General features: G+C 67.2%; 15 protein-coding genes. 11 read left to right on the plus strand and 4 right to left on the minus strand.

The window, feature by feature from the left end; translation table 11 throughout:
- Positions 1-18 precede the first annotated feature (18 nt).
- Positions 19-906 carry an acyltransferase gene (locus tag PFX98_RS17215; RefSeq protein ID WP_285231717.1) on the minus strand — a complete coding sequence of 296 codons (888 nt, stop codon included), beginning with the start codon at positions 904-906 and terminating at the stop codon, positions 19-21.
- 36 nt (positions 907-942) lie between these two features.
- Positions 943-1,344 (minus strand): putative zinc-binding protein, encoded by a 402-nt coding sequence (locus PFX98_RS17220; protein ID WP_285235621.1) that lies wholly within the window; start codon positions 1,342-1,344, stop codon positions 943-945.
- Positions 1,345-1,463: 119 nt separating this feature from the next.
- On the opposite strand from PFX98_RS17220, the gene PFX98_RS17225 reads away from it, so the two are divergent.
- Genes PFX98_RS17225 through PFX98_RS17255 form a run of 7 tightly spaced genes read left to right on the plus strand, consistent with a single transcriptional unit; the run spans position 1,464 to position 7,409 of the window.
- On the plus strand, positions 1,464-1,745 hold the full coding sequence (locus tag PFX98_RS17225; protein WP_285231718.1) for a DUF2249 domain-containing protein: 282 nt from the start codon (positions 1,464-1,466) through the stop codon (positions 1,743-1,745).
- Positions 1,746-1,751: 6 nt separating this feature from the next.
- Entirely contained in the window at positions 1,752-2,939 is a 1,188-nt protein-coding gene (locus PFX98_RS17230) for an NnrS family protein (RefSeq protein ID WP_285231719.1), read from the plus strand.
- A 10-nt stretch (positions 2,940-2,949) separates the two neighbouring features.
- The gene (locus PFX98_RS17235; protein WP_285231720.1) at positions 2,950-3,405 is read left to right on the plus strand and encodes an RrF2 family transcriptional regulator; all 456 of its coding nucleotides are present in this window, start codon (positions 2,950-2,952) and stop codon (positions 3,403-3,405) included.
- Positions 3,392-4,843, plus strand: coding sequence for a cytochrome c oxidase accessory protein CcoG (gene ccoG / locus PFX98_RS17240; RefSeq protein ID WP_425334620.1), 1,452 nt, complete (start codon positions 3,392-3,394; stop codon positions 4,841-4,843). Before PFX98_RS17235 ends, ccoG begins: the two co-directional genes overlap by 14 nt.
- 3 nt (positions 4,844-4,846) lie before the next feature.
- A complete protein-coding gene (locus PFX98_RS17245) occupies positions 4,847-5,926 on the plus strand; it encodes an NnrS family protein (protein ID WP_285231721.1) in 1,080 nt (359 codons plus the stop codon).
- Entirely contained in the window at positions 5,923-6,249 is a 327-nt protein-coding gene (locus PFX98_RS17250) for a metal-sulfur cluster assembly factor (RefSeq protein ID WP_285231722.1), read from the plus strand. The genes PFX98_RS17245 and PFX98_RS17250 overlap by 4 nt, the downstream gene beginning before the upstream one ends.
- Positions 6,249-7,409: a hypothetical protein gene (locus tag PFX98_RS17255; RefSeq protein WP_285231723.1), complete on the plus strand. Its 1,161-nt coding sequence runs from the start codon at positions 6,249-6,251 to the stop codon at positions 7,407-7,409. Before PFX98_RS17250 ends, PFX98_RS17255 begins: the two co-directional genes overlap by 1 nt.
- Here the strand turns inward: PFX98_RS17255 and PFX98_RS17260 are convergent.
- Positions 7,359-8,465 (minus strand): serine hydrolase domain-containing protein, encoded by a 1,107-nt coding sequence (locus PFX98_RS17260; protein ID WP_285231724.1) that lies wholly within the window; start codon positions 8,463-8,465, stop codon positions 7,359-7,361. The genes PFX98_RS17255 and PFX98_RS17260 overlap by 51 nt on opposite strands.
- A 179-nt stretch (positions 8,466-8,644) precedes the next feature.
- Positions 8,645-9,409, minus strand: coding sequence for a Crp/Fnr family transcriptional regulator (locus PFX98_RS17265; RefSeq protein ID WP_285231725.1), 765 nt, complete (start codon positions 9,407-9,409; stop codon positions 8,645-8,647).
- Positions 9,410-9,629: 220 nt separating this feature from the next.
- Here PFX98_RS17265 and PFX98_RS17270 point away from each other — a divergent pair, with 220 nt between their 5' ends.
- From PFX98_RS17270 to narH, 4 genes are read left to right on the plus strand one after another with little or no spacing between them, the layout of a single operon-like run.
- Positions 9,630-10,910 carry an MFS transporter gene (locus PFX98_RS17270; RefSeq protein ID WP_285231726.1) on the plus strand — a complete coding sequence of 427 codons (1,281 nt, stop codon included), beginning with the start codon at positions 9,630-9,632 and terminating at the stop codon, positions 10,908-10,910.
- A 28-nt stretch (positions 10,911-10,938) separates the two neighbouring features.
- Positions 10,939-12,591, plus strand: coding sequence for an MFS transporter (locus PFX98_RS17275; protein WP_285231727.1), 1,653 nt, complete (start codon positions 10,939-10,941; stop codon positions 12,589-12,591).
- Positions 12,592-12,616: 25 nt separating this feature from the next.
- Positions 12,617-16,399, plus strand: a complete 3,783-nt coding sequence (locus PFX98_RS17280) for a nitrate reductase subunit alpha (protein WP_285231728.1) — start codon at positions 12,617-12,619, stop codon at positions 16,397-16,399.
- Complete coding sequence (gene narH / locus PFX98_RS17285; protein WP_285231729.1) at positions 16,396-17,919, plus strand: nitrate reductase subunit beta; 1,524 nt, start codon at positions 16,396-16,398, stop codon at positions 17,917-17,919. The genes PFX98_RS17280 and narH overlap by 4 nt, the downstream gene beginning before the upstream one ends.
- Positions 17,920-17,923: the final 4 nt, after the last annotated feature.

The following is a 17,923-nucleotide window of genomic DNA, read 5'->3' on the forward strand; positions in this document are numbered from 1 at the left end:
GCAATCCGCACCCCCTGCTCAGGGTGGGGGGCTGCGCTTCAGCAGGGCCGCCATCAGCGCGTCCTTCTCGCTCCACTGCTTCTTGATCCACATGGAAATGCCGGCGCGCAGGCGCTTGTCTTCCATCGGGTTGCCCCCCACCAGTTCGGGGGGGATGGGGCGCTGCTGCACCCGCACCTGCACCTGGCCGCAGCGGCCGCACAGCAGATCCCAGAACTTGGGTGTGCCCTCGGGGTAGACCAGGGTTACGTCCAGCAGGGCCTCGAACTGCTCGCCCATGGTGGCCAGGGCCATGCCCAGCGCGCCGACCTTGGGCTTGAGCAGATGCTGGTAGGGGCTTTTCTGCTCGGCATGCTTGGCGGCCGTGAAGCGCGTGCCCTCGACGAAGTTGATTACCGTGGTCGGGATGGTCTTGAACTTCTCGCAGGCCTTGCGGGTGGTGGCCAGGTCGGCCGCCTGCGAGCCGGCGCTGCGGCCACGCTTCATGAAGGGGAAATCCAGCGCCCACCAGGCCAGGCCGATCACCGGCACCCAGATCAGCTCACGCTTGAGGAAGAACTTCAGAAACGGGATGCGGCCATGGAAGACGCGCTGCAGCACCAGGATGTCGACCCAGGTCTGGTGGTTGGGCGAGACCAGGTACCAGCCGCGCTGGTGCAGGCCGTCCACGCCCTGCACGTCCCAGACCTGCGGGTTGAGCGCCCGTATCCAGGCGTTGTTGACGGCCACCCAGCCCGAGGCGATGCCGTTCAGCGCCAGGTCACAGGGCTTGCGCACGAAGGGAAAGGGCAGCACCAGCTTGAGCAGGGCCGGCAGAATCATCAGCGTGACGCCGGTGACGGTGTTGATGGCCAGCAGGATGGCGGCCAAAGTGCCCAGCAAGGGGGCAGGCAGGAAACGTCGCATGGGCCGAACTGTAGCCTGAGCTTGGCCCGGCCCTGCTCAGCCCAGCGCGGTCTGCAGGGCGCGCGCCTCGTGCGCCAGCTGTTCAAACAGCGCGTCGGCCTGGGTCTTGTCGAAATCGGCGTGGTAATGCTTGCGCACGCCCATCTCGTGCAGGCGGATATGGCGGGTCGGCGCCAGCCCCTGCTGGGCCAGGCAGGCCTTGCAGCAGGCCAGCACGCAGCCGTCCAGGGCCAGCATGGGCCGGCCGGACTCGGCGGCCTCGCGCGCCTTGCGCACCAGATTGGGCACGCCGCCGCCCACGCCGGCGATGCAGGACATCTCGGCCAGGCCGGCGCGATCCAGGCGTACCGCCAGGTGATTGGCCAGCTGGGCGGCGTCGGAGCAGCCTGAGCAGCTGTAGACCAGGGGGAGGGCTGGGGCATCGGACATGGCCGCCATGCTGCCCACGGCGTGCAGGATTTGGCTTGAGGCAGATCAAAAGTCACATTTTGAATATTGCTTTAGGCGCCGCGCTTGGTGACAATAGCTATATTGCAAATGCAACTTTAAGGACGACCATGACCGTTGCCGCCACCCCCGCCGCCGAAGTGATCGATGTGCGCCTGATCGCACCGCAAGAGCGCCATGCGCGCATCTTCGAGACCTTCCAGGCCCTGCCCGTGGGCAACTGGTTCTATCTGCTGAGCGACCACGAGCCTTTGCCCCTGCGCCAGCAGTTCGAGGCCCAGTGGCCCGGACAGTTCGATTGGGAGGCCTTGGAAACCGGCCCCGCGCAATGGCGCCTGCGCATCAGCCGCAAGCCGGCCGGCAAGAGCTGCTGCGGCTGCTGCGGCGGCTGATCGATCATGAGCACCGTCTCCTTCATGGGCATTGAAGAGCCCCCGCAGCCCGCCGCGCAGCGCCTGGCGTTGTGGGACCTGGGCTTCCGGCCCTTCTACCTGCTGGCGGCGCTGCTGGCGGCACTCTCGGTGCCGCTGTGGGCGCTGCAGTTCTCGGGCCTGCTGACGCAGCCGGTGCTGCGCGGCTCGGCCTGGCATGCGCATGAGATGGTGTTCGGCTACGCGCTGGCGGTGGTGATCGGCTTTCTCTTCACCGCCGGGCGCAACTGGTCCGGCCAGCCCACGCCCACCGGCAAGCCCCTGATGGCGCTGGCGGCGCTGTGGCTGCTGGCGCGGCTGCTGGTGCTGAGCCCATGGCTGTGGGCCTCGCTGCTGCTGAACCTGGCCGTGCCCTGGGCGGCCGCCTGGGGGCTCTGGCGCGCGCTGCATGCCGCCGGCAACAAGCGCAACTACTTCTTCGTCGGCCTGCTCGTCGCCATGGGTCTGGCCAGCGCGGCCGTGCACCTGGGCCAGGCCGACGTGTTACGGTTGCCCGGGCTGAACATCGGCCTGGACCTGCTGCTCTTCATGATCGCGGTGATGGCCGGCCGCGTCGTGCCGATGTTCTCCAACAACGGCGTGCCGGGCATGTGCGCCACGCGCCAGCCCCAAGTGGAGAAGGCGGCGCTGGGTTCGGTGCTGCTGCTGCTGGCGCTGGACCTGCTGGCTGTCGAGGGCGCGGTGCTGGCCGCCGCGCTGCTGGCCGCCGCGCTGGCGCAGGGCTTGCGCCTGGCGCTGTGGCAGCCCTGGAAGAGCTGGCGCAATCCGCTCGTCTGGGTGCTGCACCTGGCCTATGCCTGGCTGCCCGTGCATCTGCTGCTGCGCGCTGGCGCCACGCTGGGCTGGATCGCGCCGGGCCCGGCCACCCATGCCCTGACCCTGGGCGTGATCGGCCTCATCACTCTGGGCATGATCACGCGCACCGCGCTGGGCCACACCGGCCGGCCGCTGAAGGCCGGGCCCGTCGAGATCAGCGCCTATCTGAGCATGCTGCTGGCGGCGCTGCTGCGCGTGCTGTTCCCGCTGCTGGCGCCCGCCAGCCTGATGCTGGGCGTGCAGCTCTCGGCGGCGCTGTGGAGCCTGAGCTTTGTGCTCTACCTGCTTCGTTACACCCCGCTGCTGATGCGTCCGCGCCCCGACGGCCAAGCCGGTTGAGAATGCTGCCATGCGACTCACCACCATGACCGACTACGCGCTGCGCCTGCTGATCTATCTGGGCCAGCACCAGGACCGCCTCTGCACCACCGCCGAGATTGCCGCGGCCTACCAGATCTCGGAGGCCCATCTCACCAAGATCACCCACCAGCTGGGCCAGCAGGGCTTCATCGCCACGGTGCGCGGCAAGGGCGGTGGTATGAAGCTGGCGATGAATCCGGCCGAGCTGAGCCTGGGCGATCTGGTGCGGGCGGTGGAGTCCGACTTCCAGCTGGTCGAATGTCTGGGCAGCGGCAACAGCTGCTCGCTCACCGGCGCCTGCCGCCTCACCGGCATCTTCAACGACGCGCTGGCCGCCTTCCTGGCCGAGCTTGACGGCCACAACCTCGCCGACCTCCTGCAACCCGCCACCGCCAAGCGCCTGGCCAAGATCAGCCTGCCTCAGGCCCGCGATGCCCGCGCCTGAAGAAACTGTTTCCTCCGTGTCCACGCCTTCCAAAGTCATTCCTATCACGCCGGTCGCCACCTCGATGTATGTGGCCGAGGCCAAGGTCTATCCGCGCGCGGTCAGCGGCCGTTTCGCCAACTGGCGCTGGATCATGGTGGCGCTGACCCAGGCCTTCTTCTACGGCATGCCCTGGCTGCAATGGCAGGGCCGCCAGGCGCTGCTGTTCGATCTGGACGCCGGGCGCTTCTATGTGCTGGGCCTGGTGCTCTATCCGCAGGACTTCATCTATCTGGCCGCCTTGCTGGTGATCGCGGCGCTGGGCCTGTTCTTCTTCACCGCCCTGGCCGGACGCCTGTGGTGCGGCTATGCCTGCCCGCAGACCGTCTACACCGAGATGTTCATGTGGCTGGAGCGCCATACCGAGGGCGACCGCCAGGCCCGCATGCGCCTGGACCGCGCGCCCTGGGGGGCCGAGAAGCTGGCGCGCAAGTCCGCCAAGCACGCCAGCTGGGTGGCGCTGGCCCTCGTCACCGGCTTCAGCTTCGTCGGTTACTTCACGCCCATCCGCGCGCTCGGCAGCAGCCTGCTGCAGCTGGGGCTCTCGCCCTGGGAATGGTTCTGGGTGCTGTTCTACGCCGGTGCCACCTATGGCAATGCCGGCTGGCTGCGCGAGCAGATGTGCAAGTACATCTGCCCCTATGCGCGCTTCCAGAGCGCCCTGATCGACGCCGATTCGCTCATCATCACCTACGACGAGAAGCGCGGCGAGCCGCGCGGCTCGCGCGCCCGCAAGGTCGCGGCGCTGGACCTGGGGCAGGGGGATTGTGTCGATTGCACCCTGTGCGTGCAGGTCTGCCCCACCGGCATCGACATCCGCAAGGGCCTGCAGAACGAATGCATAGGCTGCGCCGCCTGCATCGACGTCTGCGACCAGGTGATGGACAAGCTGGGCGCGCCGCGCGGCCTGATCCGCTACGCCACCGAGAACGGCGTCAAGCAGCAATGGACGCCGCGCCAGATGCTGGCGCGTGCGCTGCGGCCGCGCGTGCTGATCTATGGCTCGGTGCTGCTGGCCCTGTGCATCGGCTTTGCCACCAGCCTGTGGCGCCGGCCCGACTTCCAGGTCGACGTGCTGAAGGATCGCAACACGCTGGCGCGCCAGGTCGAGAACGGCGCGATCGAGAACGTCTACCGCCTGCAGCTGATGAACCGCACCGAGCGGCCGCTGACCCTGCACATCGAGGTCGACGGGCTGGACGGCCTGTACCGCGTGGGCCCGGCCGAGGTGGTGCTGCCGCCCGCCGCCATCCATGCCCAGGTGCTGCAGCTGCGCCTGCCGGCCGAGCAGGCCGCGCGCCTGGGCAGCGGCTCGCGCCCCATCCACTTCAGGCTTGAGGGCCAGGGCGGCCGGGGCTCGCGGGTGGACAGCAGTGCCAGCTTCTACCTGCCGCGCTGAGCGATGAACCCGAACCAGGCCCCGCACCGCGCCTGGTTCCTCGCCGGCGCCCTGGCCTGGGCCTGCCTGGGCCTGTGGTGGTGCGTGCGGGTCTGGCAGGGGCAGGGCGCGCCCCAGCATGGCCTGCTGTTCACGCTGGGTTTTCTGCCCTTCTTCATCGCCGGATTTGCGCTCACCGCCCTGCCCAAATGGTTGGGCGTGGCGGCGCTGCCGGCCTCGGCCTGGCTGGGGCCGCTCGGGCTGCTGATGCTGGGTTGGGGCGTGCATGCCGCGCTGGGCTCACCCGGCCTGGGCCTGGCGGCCGCAGGCTGGAGCTGGCTGCTGCTGCGCCTGGCGCCGCTGTTGCGCGTCAGCGCCAAGCCGGATCGTCGCCATGCCCAGGGCGTGCTGCTGGGCATGGCCGTGCTGGGCCTGGCGCTGTGGTGTGCGGCGCTGGGCTGGCCGGCCCAGGCCACCCGGCTCGGGCTGTGGGGCGGCCTGGGCAGCGTGTTTGCCTGCGCCTTGCAGCGCCTCACGCCCTTTCTGCATGCCGAGGGCCGGCGCGCCGATGGCCTGTTGCTGGCGCTGCTGCTGGGCCTGTGGTTGCGCGGCCTGGCACCGGTGCTCGGGCTGCCGGCCTGGCCGCCCGCCGTGGCCTATCTGGCCCTGGCCGCGCTGCTGGCGCGTGCCGCCTTCAATCCCGCCCTGGCCGCGGCCCGGCGCACGCCCTTTGTGGGCCAGCTGCACCATGGCCTGCTGTGGCTGATGGCGAGCTTCGCGCTTGCCGCCCTGCAGTTCGAGCTGGCCGCACTGCATGCGCTGACGCTGGGCTTTATGTGCACCACCATGCTGGCGATGGTGAGCCGCGTCACCGCGGTGCAGCAGGGCATCAGCGTGGTGGTGGATCTGCCGCTGCGCCTCATGCACGGCCTGCTGCAGGGCTTAAGCGCGCTGCGCGTGGCCACGGCCTGCTGGCCGCAGGCGCCGCGCTGGTGGCTGCCGGCCGCGGCCGCCGGCTTCGCCCTGCTGGCCGCGGCCTGGTTGCTGCGCTATGGTCCATGGCTGCTGCGGCCATCACAGCGAAGAGAAAGTACAAGCACATGACAGAAGCAGAACTCGCCAGCTTGCGCACCGCCATCATGCAGGCGCTGCACAAGGTGGCCGACCCCGAGATCGGCGAAAACATCGTCGATCTGGGCCTGGTCGAGACCCTCGAGCTGCGCCAGGACTTCGCCTCCCTGGTGCTGCTGCCCACCAGCGCCACCTGCCCGATGGCCGACCAGATCATGAACGACGCCGGCTGCGCCATCGAGGCGCAATGCCCGCCGGGCTGGGTGATCGAGGTGGACATGGACTGGGACAAGGTCTGGACGCCCGAGCGCATGGCGCCCGGCCTGCGCGCCCGCTTCGGCTGGGGCGGCGGCTGATGGCGCGTGCCAAACCGCTTGCGGTCGGGCGGGGGCTGATCGCTGCCTGTGCCGGCCTGGCCGTGGCCAATCTGCTCGCCGCCTTGCTGGGCGGCCTGTTGCGCCTGGGCGCCCTGCAGTCCGGCGCCGCCGCGGCCGGCCAGGCCCTGGCCCTGCATGGCGCGCTGATGATGGCGGGCTTCTTTGCCAGCCTGGTCACGCTGGAGCGCGTGGTGGCGTTGCGGCGTGGCCGCTGGATCCCGCTGCTGTCGGGCGGGGCCGGGCTGCTGGCCCTGGCCGGCCAGGCGGACGCGGCGGCGCTGCTGTGGCTGCTGACGGCGGCCGGCCTGCTGGAACTCTATCTGTGGGCCGGCCGACACCGCGCCTGGTCGCTGCCGCTGGCGGTGGAGGCGAGCGCCGCGCTGGCCCTGCTGGCTGGCGCGGCCGCGCATGCCGCGGGGCAGGCCGAGCTGGCGCGCTGGGGCTGGAGCCTGTTCCTGGTGCTGACGATTGCCGGCGAGCGCCGCGAGCTGATGCGCCTGCTGCCGCTGCCCCATTGGGGCCAACGCGCCTTCCTGGCCGGCTGGGCCGGCTTTGCCCTGGTGGCGGCGCTGCTGCTCTGGCGCCCGGAACTGGGCCGCCCGCTGGGCTTTGCGCTGCTGGGCCTGCTGGCGCTGTGGCTCTTGCGCTTCGACCTGGCACGCCTGCAATGGCGCGCCCCGGGCTGGGCCGGCCACACCGCCATCTGCCTGCTGGTGGGCTATGGCTGGCTGCTGCTGGCCGCGGTGTCGGGTCTTGCCGGCCAGGGCCTGCCGGGCGGCATCGCCTGGCATCTGCTGTGGCTGGGCTTTGTGTTCGCGATGGTGTTCGGCCACGCCCCCATCATGCTGCCGGCGCTGGCCGGCCTGCGGCCCCGGCACAGCCGCTGGGCGCTGCTGCCGCTGGCCCTGCTGGGGCTGAGCCTGCTGCTGCGCAGCGCGGCCAGCTTGTGGGGCTGGCCCCATGGCCTGGCGCTGGCAGGGGCCGGCCACGGGTTGGCGCTGCTGTGGTTCGGGCTGACGATGGGGCGCTTGGTGGCCAAGCCTGAGACGAAGGAAGTGTCGCGTTTTGCAGGATCGGAGAAGCGGACCTCAGGGCTTGGGCAAGGACCGGTAGAGCTCGGCGATTTGCGGGATGAATAGCTCCGGGTTGCCACCCACCATGTTGGTCAACACGATGACGGCGAGCCCTTCGTCCGGGTAGACGATGAAAGCCGCGCGGTTGCCGCCAATGCCCGCAACCTGCCTTCGTGGCGCTGATGCCAGCACCGGCCAGCCCGCCGCCCAGTCCGCGTCCGTGCCGCTGTTCAGTTTCTCGGCGGTCCACATGCTGCGCATGCTGGCTGCGCTGAGCAGCCGGCCATTCGTGAGCGCCGTCAGCCAACGCGCCAGTTCATCGGCCGTGGTCTGTATGCCGCCGCCAGCGCGCAGGCTGTACGGGATGTCGTAGAACCAGTGCGACAGGCGATGGGCGTCGTCCGGCGCGAGGGTTCGGCGCGGGAAGTGGCTATAGATGGTCGCGGCGCTCGGCACGATGTCGTAGCTGTCGCCGAAGCTGGTCAGGCGCATGTCCGCTACGGCAAACTGGCGCTCCGCCAGGTAGCGCTCGTAGGGCATCTTGGTCTGCTTGACGATGATCTGCGCCAGCAGGCCGTAGTTGGTCTGGTTGTAGGCAAACTTCTCGCCGATCGGCGCGTCCATGGGCTGCTGCCTGACCGCCTTCCACATGCCGGCCTCGGTGCCGCCGGCGACGGGGCCGGGCTGCTCGACGATATCGGGCAGCCCCGATGTATGAGCCAGCAGTTGGCGGACGCGAATCCGCCGCCAGGCTTCCGGCAGGTCATCGAGATAACGGGAGATCGGTGCGTCCAGGTCCACCAGTCCGGCCTCGGCCATCTGCATGACGGCGACGCCCGTGAATGCCTTGGTTGCCGAGTTGATGGGGAACAGGGTCTTGGCCGTCGCGGGTACCTGATTCTCCACATTGGCCAGGCCGTAGCTTTCAGACAGCACGACCCGGTCATCCTTGACGACGGCCACCTGCAGCCCCGGTATCCGGCGCTCCTTCATCTTCTGCAGAACCATCCCCCGGGCCTGCACATTCGCTTCCTCCAAGCTGCCTGCGGCATGGTTCAACCCGGGCAGCGACAGCAGGAACACCGTGGCAATGGCGAGGAGGCGTGGCTTTGCAAATGGCATGAATACCCCGGGAGCTTGGCGCTCGTGAACAGACGGCGGTTGGCGATCGCCTGACTGTGCGCTTGGGCGGCGCAGCCGGGATGGACGAGCTGCGAAGCTCGGCGGCACCGCCTCAGGCTGGCGCAATGTAGCCTGCCCTATTGCCCGTGCTGGAAGTCAGACGGTCCGGGGGACGAGGTTTATCGCGAATACCTCGACGGCTGCCGATCCGCCAGCGCCTGCAGGGCGGGGCGGTCGGTGATGGAGAGCTGGTAGCGATCGACGCGGGCGATGCCCTGGTCGTGCAGGGCGCGCAGGCTGCGCGAGAGGGTCTCGGGCGTGACGCCCAGTTGCGAGGCCAGGTCCTTTTTCTGCAGCTGCAGCTGCAGCTCGTCGGTATCGCCGGCCAGGCGCGATTGCTCCAGCAGCCAGGCGGCCAGGCGGGCGTGGATGTCCTTGGTGAGCAGGGCCTGGCGGTCCAGGGTGACGCCGCGTGCGCGTGCCGCCACGCAGCGCAGCAGCGCGCGCGCCAGGCCGGGCTGGGTGTCGCACAGCTGGGCCACCGCCTCCACCGGCAGGGCATGGGCCTGCACCTCGGTCAGCGCGATGGCGGTCTCGGCATGGGGTTCGCCCACCCAGGCGCTCAGCAGGTCGATCCAGTCGCCCGGGCCGAACTCGCGCGATTGCCACCAGCGGCCCTGGGCATCATGCTTGCCCAGCGCCACCTTGCCACTCACCAGCAGCCACAGCTGGGCATCGCGTTCGCCGGCCTGGAACACCGGCTTGCGCGCGCGCACCTGCTGGGGCTGGCCCAGCTGCATCAGCTCGTCGGCCAGGTAGTCGAGGTCGTCGGCGGGCGCGAGGGCCTTCTTCAGGGCCAGGCCCAGCGCACGCTGGTAGGCGCTGGGATAGCTGGCGCGGCGCTGTGCGGCGCTGAGGCGGCCAAGTTGTGGCATGGGATTCATGGTGTCGTCCTCCAGGCCCTAAGTTGACCGTTTCACTGGGGTATGCGGATTTGATCTGGTGCAAAGCCGACCGCAATTCCGAAGGGAGTAGTTCTTCAGAACGATGGCGTGCTGTGGGCGCCTCCTCCCTCTGCCGCGCCCGAGCCCTGCTAGCGGAGGATGTGCGCGCGGCCGCGCATGCGGGAAAGTGCTGAGCATGGAAAAAGCGAGGAGCAATCCCATGTCTGCAAGTCCCAAGCCCAACGGCAAGGCGCTTTCGGTGCTGATCGTCAGCACCCTGGCCTTCACCGTGTGCTTCATGGTCTGGATGATGTTTGGCGTGATCGGCATTCCGATCAAGAAGCAGCTCGGCCTGAATGCCACCGAGTTCGGTCTGTTGACCGCCATGCCGGTGCTAACCGGCTCGCTGATCCGCGTGCCCCTGGGCATCTGGACCGACAAGTTCGGCGGCCGCATCGTGTTCTTCGCACTGATGCTCTCCTGCGTGATCCCGATCTGGCTGATGAGCTATGCCACCGCCTACTGGCATTTCCTCACCATCGGCCTGTTCGTCGGCATGGCCGGCGGCTCCTTCTCGGTGGGCACGCCCTATGTGGCGCGCTGGTTCCCGAAGAACCGCCAGGGCTTTGCGATGGGCGTGTTCGGCGCCGGCAACTCGGGCGCGGCGGTCAACAAGTTCGTCGCTCCCGCCCTGGTGGTGGGTTTCGGCTGGACCATGGTGCCGCAGGTCTATGCCGCCGTGCTGCTGGGCACGGCCATCCTGTTCTGGCTCTTCAGCGCCACCGACGATGATCACCAGGTCTCCAGCCAATCCAGCTTCGTCAGCCAGCTCAAGGCGCTGAAGGATCCCAAGGTGCTGAAGTACTGCCAGTACTACAGCATCGTGTTCGGCGGCTATGTGGCGATGAGCTTGTGGATGGTGCAGTACTACGTCGGCGAGTACGGCCTGGACATCCGCGTGGCGGCGCTGCTGGCGGCCTGCTTCTCGCTGCCTGGCGGCGTGCTGCGCGCCATCGGCGGCTGGCTGTCCGACAAGCATGGCGCCCACAACGTCACCTGGTGGGTGCTGTGGGTGAGCTGGATCGTGCTGTTCCTGCTCAGCTACCCGCAGACTGACTTCAGCATCCAGACCGTCAACGGCCTGAAGACCTTCCACGTCGGCCTGAACGTCTATGTCTTCACGGCGCTGATGTTCGCCCTGGGCATTGCCTGGGCCTTCGGCAAGGCCAGCGTGTTCAAGTACATCAGCGACGACTACCACGCCAATATCGGCACCATCAGCGGCATCGTCGGCCTGGCCGGTGGCCTGGGCGGCTTCGTCCTGCCCATCATGTTCGGCGCCCTGATGGACCTCACCGGCATCCGCTCCAGCTGCTTCATGCTGATGTATGGTGTGGTCTGGGTGTCGCTGATCTGGATGTACTGGACCGAGGTGCGCAAGACCGAAATGATGGGCAAGAACGCCCCGGTCTCGCCGATCTCCCAGTCCTTCGCCCGCTGAGCCGGGTGCACAACAAGGAACAAGCACCATGAATACCACCACGCAGACCGGCGCCACCGCTTCCGGCGGCAGCGCGGCTGACATCCAGGATTGGCGTCCCGAAGACGATGCCTTCTGGGCCAAGACCGGCAGCAAGATCGCCTACCGCAACCTCTGGATCTCGATCCCCGCGCTCTTGTGCGGCTTCGCGGTCTGGGGCATGTGGGGCATCATCACCGTGCAGATGCTGAACCTGGGCTTCCCCTTCAGCCAGGCCGAGCTGTTCACGCTCACCGCCATTGCCGGCATCTCGGGCGCCACCATGCGCATCCCGGCCAGCTTCCTGATCCGCATGGCGGGTGGCCGCAACACCATCTTCCTCACCACCGCGATGCTGCTGGCTCCCGCCATCGGCACCGGCGTGGCCCTGCAGCATCCTGAGTGGCCGCTGTGGGTGTTCCAGCTGATGGCGCTGTGGTCGGGCGTGGGCGGCGGCAACTTCGCCTCGTCGATGTCCAACATCAGCACCTTCTTCCCGAAGCGCCTGCAGGGCACGGCCCTGGGCCTGAATGCCGGCCTGGGCAACTTCGGCGTCACCACCATGCAGGTGGTGATCCCACTGGTGATGACGATGAGCCTGTTCGGCGCCTTCGGCGGCGAGGCCAAGGCCCTCATCAAGGACAGCGGCTGGATCCTCGGCAAGATCAAGGCGGGCACGCCCACCTATATCCAGAACGCCGGTTTCGCCTGGGTGCTCTCGCTGGTGCCGCTGTCCATCCTGTGCTGGTTCGGCATGAACAACCTGAAGACGGTGACGCCGGCGGCCGGCTCGCCCATCACCGCCTTCTTCAAGATCATCTATCTGTACTCGCTGGCCTTCGTCCCCTCGATCGCCATGCTCTACCTCTACCTGCCGGCACCGACCGGGCTGGGCCTGCTGAACATGTGGGTGGCGATCCCGCTGGACATCGTCGCCGCGCTGCTGGTGATGAAGCTGGCCGCCTTCGGCACCATGAAGGAGAACGTCGCCAAGCAGTTCGAGATCTTCAAGAACAAGCACACCTGGGCCATGACGGCGCTCTACGTCGTCACCTTCGGCAGCTTCATCGGCTTCTCGATGGCCCTGCCGCTGGCGATCACCGTGATCTTCGGCTTCCAGCATGTGCCCGATGCCGCCGGCGTGCTGCAGCACACCCTGAAGAACCCCAACGCCCCGTCAGCGCTGACCTATGCCTGGATCGGCCCCTTCGTCGGTGCCGCGGTGCGCCCGGTGGGTGGCTGGATCTCCGACAAGGTGGGCGGCTCCATCGTCACCCAGATCATCTCGGCCATCATGGTGGTGGCCTCGGCGGCGGTGGGCTATGTGATGCTGCAGGCCTACCAGTCGGCCACGCCCGAGCAGTACTTCGGCACCTTCATGGGCCTGTTCATCCTGCTGTTCGCCGCCAGCGGCATCGGCAACGGCTCGACCTTCCGCAGCGTCGGCTTCATCTTCGACCGCCAGCAGGCCGGCCCGGTGCTGGGCTGGACCTCGGCGGTGGCCGCCTACGGCGCCTTCATCGCCCCGGTGCTGATCGGCCAGCAGATCAAGGCCGGCACGCCGCAATACGCCTTCTACGGCTTTGCCGTCTTCTACGCCGTGTGCCTGGTGCTGAACTGGTGGTTCTACCTGCGCGCCAACGCCTACGTCAAGAATCCTTGAGCGGAACCCTTTAAGGAAGCACAACATGAGTCATTTCCTCGACCGCCTGAGCTATTTCGCTCAACCGAAAGAAGACTTCGCCGACGGCCATGGCCGCACCACCGGTGAAGACCGCACCTGGGAAGACGCCTACCGGGCGCGCTGGCAGCACGACAAGATCGTGCGCTCCACCCACGGCACCAACTGCACGGGCTCCTGCTCGTGGAAGATCTATGTGAAGGGCGGCATCGTCACCTGGGAAACCCAGCAGACCGACTACCCGCGCACCCGCCCGGACCTGCCCAACCACGAGCCGCGCGGCTGCGCCCGCGGCGCCTCCTACAGCTGGTACCTCTACAGCGCGAACCGCGTCAAGTACCCGATGGTGCGTGGCTCCCTGCTCAAGCACTGGCGCGCCGCGCGCGCGGTGGCCAAGAGCCCGGTGGACGCCTGGACCAATATCGTCGAGAACACCGACCAGCGTCGTGAATGGCAGCAGGACCGCGGCCTGGGCGGCTTCGTGCGCTCGAGCTGGGACGAGGTCAACGAGATCATCGCCTCGGCGAATATCTACACCATCAAGAAGCATGGCCCGGATCGCGTGATCGGCTTCTCGCCGATCCCGGCCATGTCGATGATCAGTTATGCCGCCGGCAGCCGCTACCTGAGCCTCTTGGGCGGCGTGTGCATGAGCTTCTACGACTGGTACTGCGACCTGCCGCCCGCCAGCCCGCAGATCTGGGGCGAACAGACCGACGTGCCCGAGAGCGCCGACTGGTACAACTCGAACTACATCATCGCCTGGGGCTCCAACGTGCCACAGACGCGCACGCCGGACGCCCACTTCTTCACCGAGGTGCGCTACAAGGGCGCCAAGACGGTGGCGATCACGCCCGACTACGCCGAGATCTCCAAGCTGGCCGACATCTGGATGCACCCCAAGCAGGGCACCGATGCGGCCATCGCGATGGCGATGGGCCATGTGATCCTGAAGGAGTTCTACTTCGACAAGCGCAGCGCCTACTTCGACGACTACGCGCGCCGCTACACCGATCTGCCGCTGCTGGTGAAGATGAAGAAGCAGGTCACGGCCGATGGCCGCGAGCTGCTGGTGCCCGACCGCTACCTGCGCGCCAGCGATTTCGGTGGCAAGCTGGGCCAGGACAACAACCCCGAGTGGAAGACCGTGGCCTTCGACACCGCCGGCAAGGTGGTGCTGCCGAATGGCTCGATCGGCTTCCGCTGGGGCGCCGGCGAGCGCCCCGACCTGGGCAAGTGGAACCTGGAATCCAAGGAAGCCATCCACGACGGCGACGTCAAGCTCAAGCTCTCCATCATCGAGGATGGCGCGCAGGCGCATGAGGTGGCCGAGATCGGCTTCCCGTATTTCGGCGGCATCGAGTCGCCGCAGTTCACCGCCAACAAGCAGCAGGACGTGCTCTCGCGCAATGTGCCGGTGGTGCGCCTCAAGCTGGGCAAGCACGAGGACGCCGAGGAGGCCCTGGTGGCCACGGTGTTCGACCTGCAGGTGGCGCAGTACGGCATCAACCGCGGCCTGGGCGACGACACCCCCACCAGCTACGACGACAACAAGGCCTACACCCCGGCCTGGGCCGAATCCATCACCGGCGTGAAGCGCGAGCAGATCATCACGGTGGGCCGCCAGTTCGCCGACAACGCCGACAAGACCCGTGGCAAGTCCATGGTCATCATCGGCGCGGCGATGAACCACTGGTACCACTGCGACATGAACTACCGCGGCATCATCAACATGCTGATGATGTGCGGTTGCATCGGCCAATCGGGCGGTGGCTGGGCGCATTACGTGGGCCAGGAAAAGCTGCGCCCGCAGACCGGCTGGACCGCGCTGGCCTTCGCGCTGGACTGGATCCGCCCGCCGCGCCAGATGAACAGCACCAGCTTCTTCTACGCCCACACCGACCAGTGGCGCTACGAGAAGCTCGATGTCACGGAGGTGCTCTCGCCGCTGGCCGACAAGAAGGCCTATGGCGGCAGCCTGATCGACTACAACGTGCGCGCCGAGCGCATGGGCTGGCTGCCGAGCGCGCCGCAGCTGCAGACCAACCCCATCCAGGCGGTGAAGGACGCACAGGCCGCCGGCATGGACGCCAAGGACTATGCGGTCAAGGCGCTCAAGGACGGCTCGCTGCGCATGAGCTGCGAGGACCCCGACCATCCCGCCAACTGGCCGCGCAATATGTTTGTGTGGCGCTCCAACATCCTAGGCTCGTCGGGCAAGGGCCACGAGTACTTCCTCAAGCATCTGCTGGGCACCACCAACGGCGTGCAGGGCAAGGACCTGGGCCAGGACGATGCCAAGCCCGAGGAAGTGGAATGGCACGCCAAGGCGCCGGAAGGCAAGCTGGACCTGCTGGTGACGCTGGACTTCCGCATGAGCACCACCTGTCTGTACTCGGACATCGTGCTGCCCACCGCCACCTGGTATGAGAAGAACGACCTCAACACCAGCGACATGCACCCCTTCATCCACCCGCTGTCCACCGCGGTGGACCCGGCCTGGCAGGCGCGCAGCGACTGGGAGATCTACAAGGGCTTTGCCAAGAAGCTGAGCGAGCTCTGCGTCGGCCATCTAGGCGTCGAGAAGGAGCTGGTGCTGACCCCGCTGATGCACGACAGCCCGGCCGAACTGGCCCAGCCCTTCGGCGTGGCGGAATGGAAGAAGGGCGAGTGCGAGCTGATCCCGGGCAAGACCGCGCCCTCGATCGCGGTGGTCGAGCGCGACTACCCCAATCTCTACAAGCGCTTCACCGCGCTGGGCCCCTTGATGAACAAGGCCGGCAACGGCGGCAAGGGCATCGGCTGGGATACCAAGACCGAGGTCGAGCAGCTGGGCGATCTGAACGGCCGGGTGCGCGAGGAGGGCGTGACCTTGGGCATGCCCAGGATCGAGACCGACATCGACGCCACCGAGGTGGTGCTGTCGCTGGCGCCCGAGACCAATGGCCATGTGGCCGTGAAGGCCTGGGAGGCGCTGGGCAAGCAGACCGGCCTGGACCATACCCATCTGGCCCTGCACCGCGAGGACGAGAAGATCCGCTTCCGCGACATCCAGGCGCAGCCGCGCAAGATCATCTCCAGCCCGACCTGGTCGGGTCTCGAGAGCGAGAAGGTGTCCTACAACGCCGGCTACACCAATGTGCATGAACTGATCCCATGGCGCACGCTGACGGGCCGCCAGCAGTTCTACCAGGACCACCCCTGGATGCAGGCCTTCGGCGAGGGCTTCTCGAGCTATCGCCCGCCGGTCGATCTGAAGACGCTGGTGGATGTGCACAACGTCAAACCGAACGGCAACAAGGAGATCGCGCTCAACTTCATCACCCCGCACCAGAAATGGGGCATCCACTCGACCTACAGCGACAACCTGATGATGTTGACGCTGAACCGCGGTGGTTCGGTGATCTGGCTCAGCGAGGACGACGCCAGCAAGGCCGGCATCGTCGACAACGACTGGGTCGAGCTCTTCAACAGCAACGGCGCGATCGCGGCGCGCGCGGTGGTGAGCCAGCGCGTCAACCCCGGCATGGTGCTGATGTACCACTCGCAGGAGAAGATCATCAACACCCCGGGCTCGGAGATCACCGGCACGCGCGGCGGCATCCACAACTCGGTGACCCGCATCGTCACCAAGCCCACCCACATGATCGGTGGCTACGCGCAGCTGGCCTACGGTTTCAACTATTACGGAACCATTGGCACCAACCGCGATGAGTTCGTGCTGGTGCGCAAGATGGCCAAGGTGGATTGGATGGACGACGAGGCAGCCGCGGAAGGAGCACACGCATGAAAGTCAGAGCACAAATCGGCATGGTGCTGAACCTGGACAAGTGCATTGGTTGCCACACCTGTTCGGTCACCTGCAAGAACGTCTGGACGAACCGCCCGGGCATGGAATACGCCTGGTTCAACAACGTCGAGTCCAAGCCCGGCATCGGCTATCCCAAGGAATGGGAGAACCAGGACAAGTGGCATGGCGGCTGGATCCGCAAGGCCAATGGCGAGATCGAACCTCGCCAGGGCGGCAAGTGGAAGCTGCTGATGCGCATCTTCGCGAACCCGAACCTGCCGCAGATCGACGACTACTACGAACCCTTCACCTTCGACTACGACCATCTGCAGTCGGCGCCCAAGAGCAAGGCACCGCCGACGGCGCGGCCGCGCAGCCTGATCACCGGCAAGCGCATGGAGAAGATCGAGTGGGGCCCGAACTGGGAGGAAATCCTGGGCGGCGAATTTGCCAAGCGCTCGAAGGACAAGAACTTCGACGATGTCCAGAAGGACATCTACGGCCAGTTCGAGAACACCTTCATGATGTACCTGCCGCGCCTGTGCGAGCACTGCCTGAATCCGGCCTGCGTGGCGAGCTGCCCCTCGGGCTCGATCTACAAGCGCGAGGAAGACGGCATCGTGCTGATCGACCAGGACAAGTGCCGCGGCTGGCGCATGTGCGTGTCGGGCTGCCCCTACAAGAAGATCTACTACAACTGGCAGTCGGGCAAGGCCGAGAAGTGCATCTTCTGCTACCCGCGCATCGAAGCGGGCCAGCCGACCGTGTGCTCCGAGACCTGCGTGGGCCGCATCCGCTATCTGGGCGTGCTGCTGTACGACGCCGACCGCATCCAGGAAGCCGCCAGCGTCAAGGACGACAAGGACCTCTACCAGGCCCAGCTGGACATCTTCCTCGACCCGCATGACCCGCGCGTGATCGAGCAGGCGCGCAAGGACGGCATCCCCGAGGCCTGGCTGGAGTCCGCGCGCAAGAGCCCGGTCTACAAGATGGCGGTGGACTGGAAGGTCGCGCTGCCCCTGCACCCCGAGTACCGCACGCTGCCGATGGTCTGGTATGTGCCGCCGCTGTCGCCCATCAGCTCGGCCGCCAACGCCGGCCAGATCGGCGTGAACGGCCAGATCCCCGACGTCAAGCAGCTGCGCATCCCGGTGCAATACCTGGCGAACATGCTCACCGCCGGCGACGTGAAGCCGGTGGAGCGGGCGCTGGAGCGCATGCTGGCGATGCGCGCCTACCAGCGCGGCAAGCATGTGGACGGCGTGGAGGACAAGACCGTGCTGGACCAGGTGGGCCTGATCAAGCACGAGGTCGAGGACATGTACCAGACCATGGCGATCGCCAACTACGAGGACCGCTTCGTCATCCCGACCACGCACCGCGAGTACGCCGAAAACGCCTACGACCTGCGCGGTGGCTGCGGCTTCAGCTTCGGCAACGGCTGCTCGGAGGGCGAGACCAATGTGAGCCTGTTCGGCGGCCAGAAGAAGCGCACCATCCCGATCAAGACCACGGTCTGAGGAG

The sequence above is a fragment of the Paucibacter sediminis genome (assembly GCF_030254645.1).
Taxonomy (GTDB): Bacteria; Pseudomonadota; Gammaproteobacteria; order Burkholderiales; family Burkholderiaceae_C; genus Paucibacter_B; species Paucibacter_B sediminis.

Coding starts and splice junctions, on each gene's coding strand:
- PFX98_RS17245 (WP_285231721.1), top strand. CDS start 4,847: ATGAACCCGAACCAGGCCCCGCACCGCGCCTGGTTCCTCGCCGGCGCC.
- PFX98_RS17220 (WP_285235621.1), bottom strand. CDS start 1,344: ATGGCGGCCATGTCCGATGCCCCAGCCCTCCCCCTGGTCTACAGCTGC.
- PFX98_RS17215 (WP_285231717.1), bottom strand. CDS start 906: ATGCGACGTTTCCTGCCTGCCCCCTTGCTGGGCACTTTGGCCGCCATC.
- PFX98_RS17275 (WP_285231727.1), top strand. CDS start 10,939: ATGAATACCACCACGCAGACCGGCGCCACCGCTTCCGGCGGCAGCGCG.
- PFX98_RS17270 (WP_285231726.1), top strand. CDS start 9,630: ATGTCTGCAAGTCCCAAGCCCAACGGCAAGGCGCTTTCGGTGCTGATC.
- ccoG (WP_425334620.1), top strand. CDS start 3,392: ATGCCCGCGCCTGAAGAAACTGTTTCCTCCGTGTCCACGCCTTCCAAA.
- narH (WP_285231729.1), top strand. CDS start 16,396: ATGAAAGTCAGAGCACAAATCGGCATGGTGCTGAACCTGGACAAGTGC.
- PFX98_RS17235 (WP_285231720.1), top strand. CDS start 2,950: ATGCGACTCACCACCATGACCGACTACGCGCTGCGCCTGCTGATCTAT.
- PFX98_RS17265 (WP_285231725.1), bottom strand. CDS start 9,409: ATGAATCCCATGCCACAACTTGGCCGCCTCAGCGCCGCACAGCGCCGC.
- PFX98_RS17260 (WP_285231724.1), bottom strand. CDS start 8,465: ATGCCATTTGCAAAGCCACGCCTCCTCGCCATTGCCACGGTGTTCCTG.
- PFX98_RS17230 (WP_285231719.1), top strand. CDS start 1,752: ATGAGCACCGTCTCCTTCATGGGCATTGAAGAGCCCCCGCAGCCCGCC.
- PFX98_RS17280 (WP_285231728.1), top strand. CDS start 12,617: ATGAGTCATTTCCTCGACCGCCTGAGCTATTTCGCTCAACCGAAAGAA.
- PFX98_RS17225 (WP_285231718.1), top strand. CDS start 1,464: ATGACCGTTGCCGCCACCCCCGCCGCCGAAGTGATCGATGTGCGCCTG.
- PFX98_RS17255 (WP_285231723.1), top strand. CDS start 6,249: ATGGCGCGTGCCAAACCGCTTGCGGTCGGGCGGGGGCTGATCGCTGCC.
- PFX98_RS17250 (WP_285231722.1), top strand. CDS start 5,923: ATGACAGAAGCAGAACTCGCCAGCTTGCGCACCGCCATCATGCAGGCG.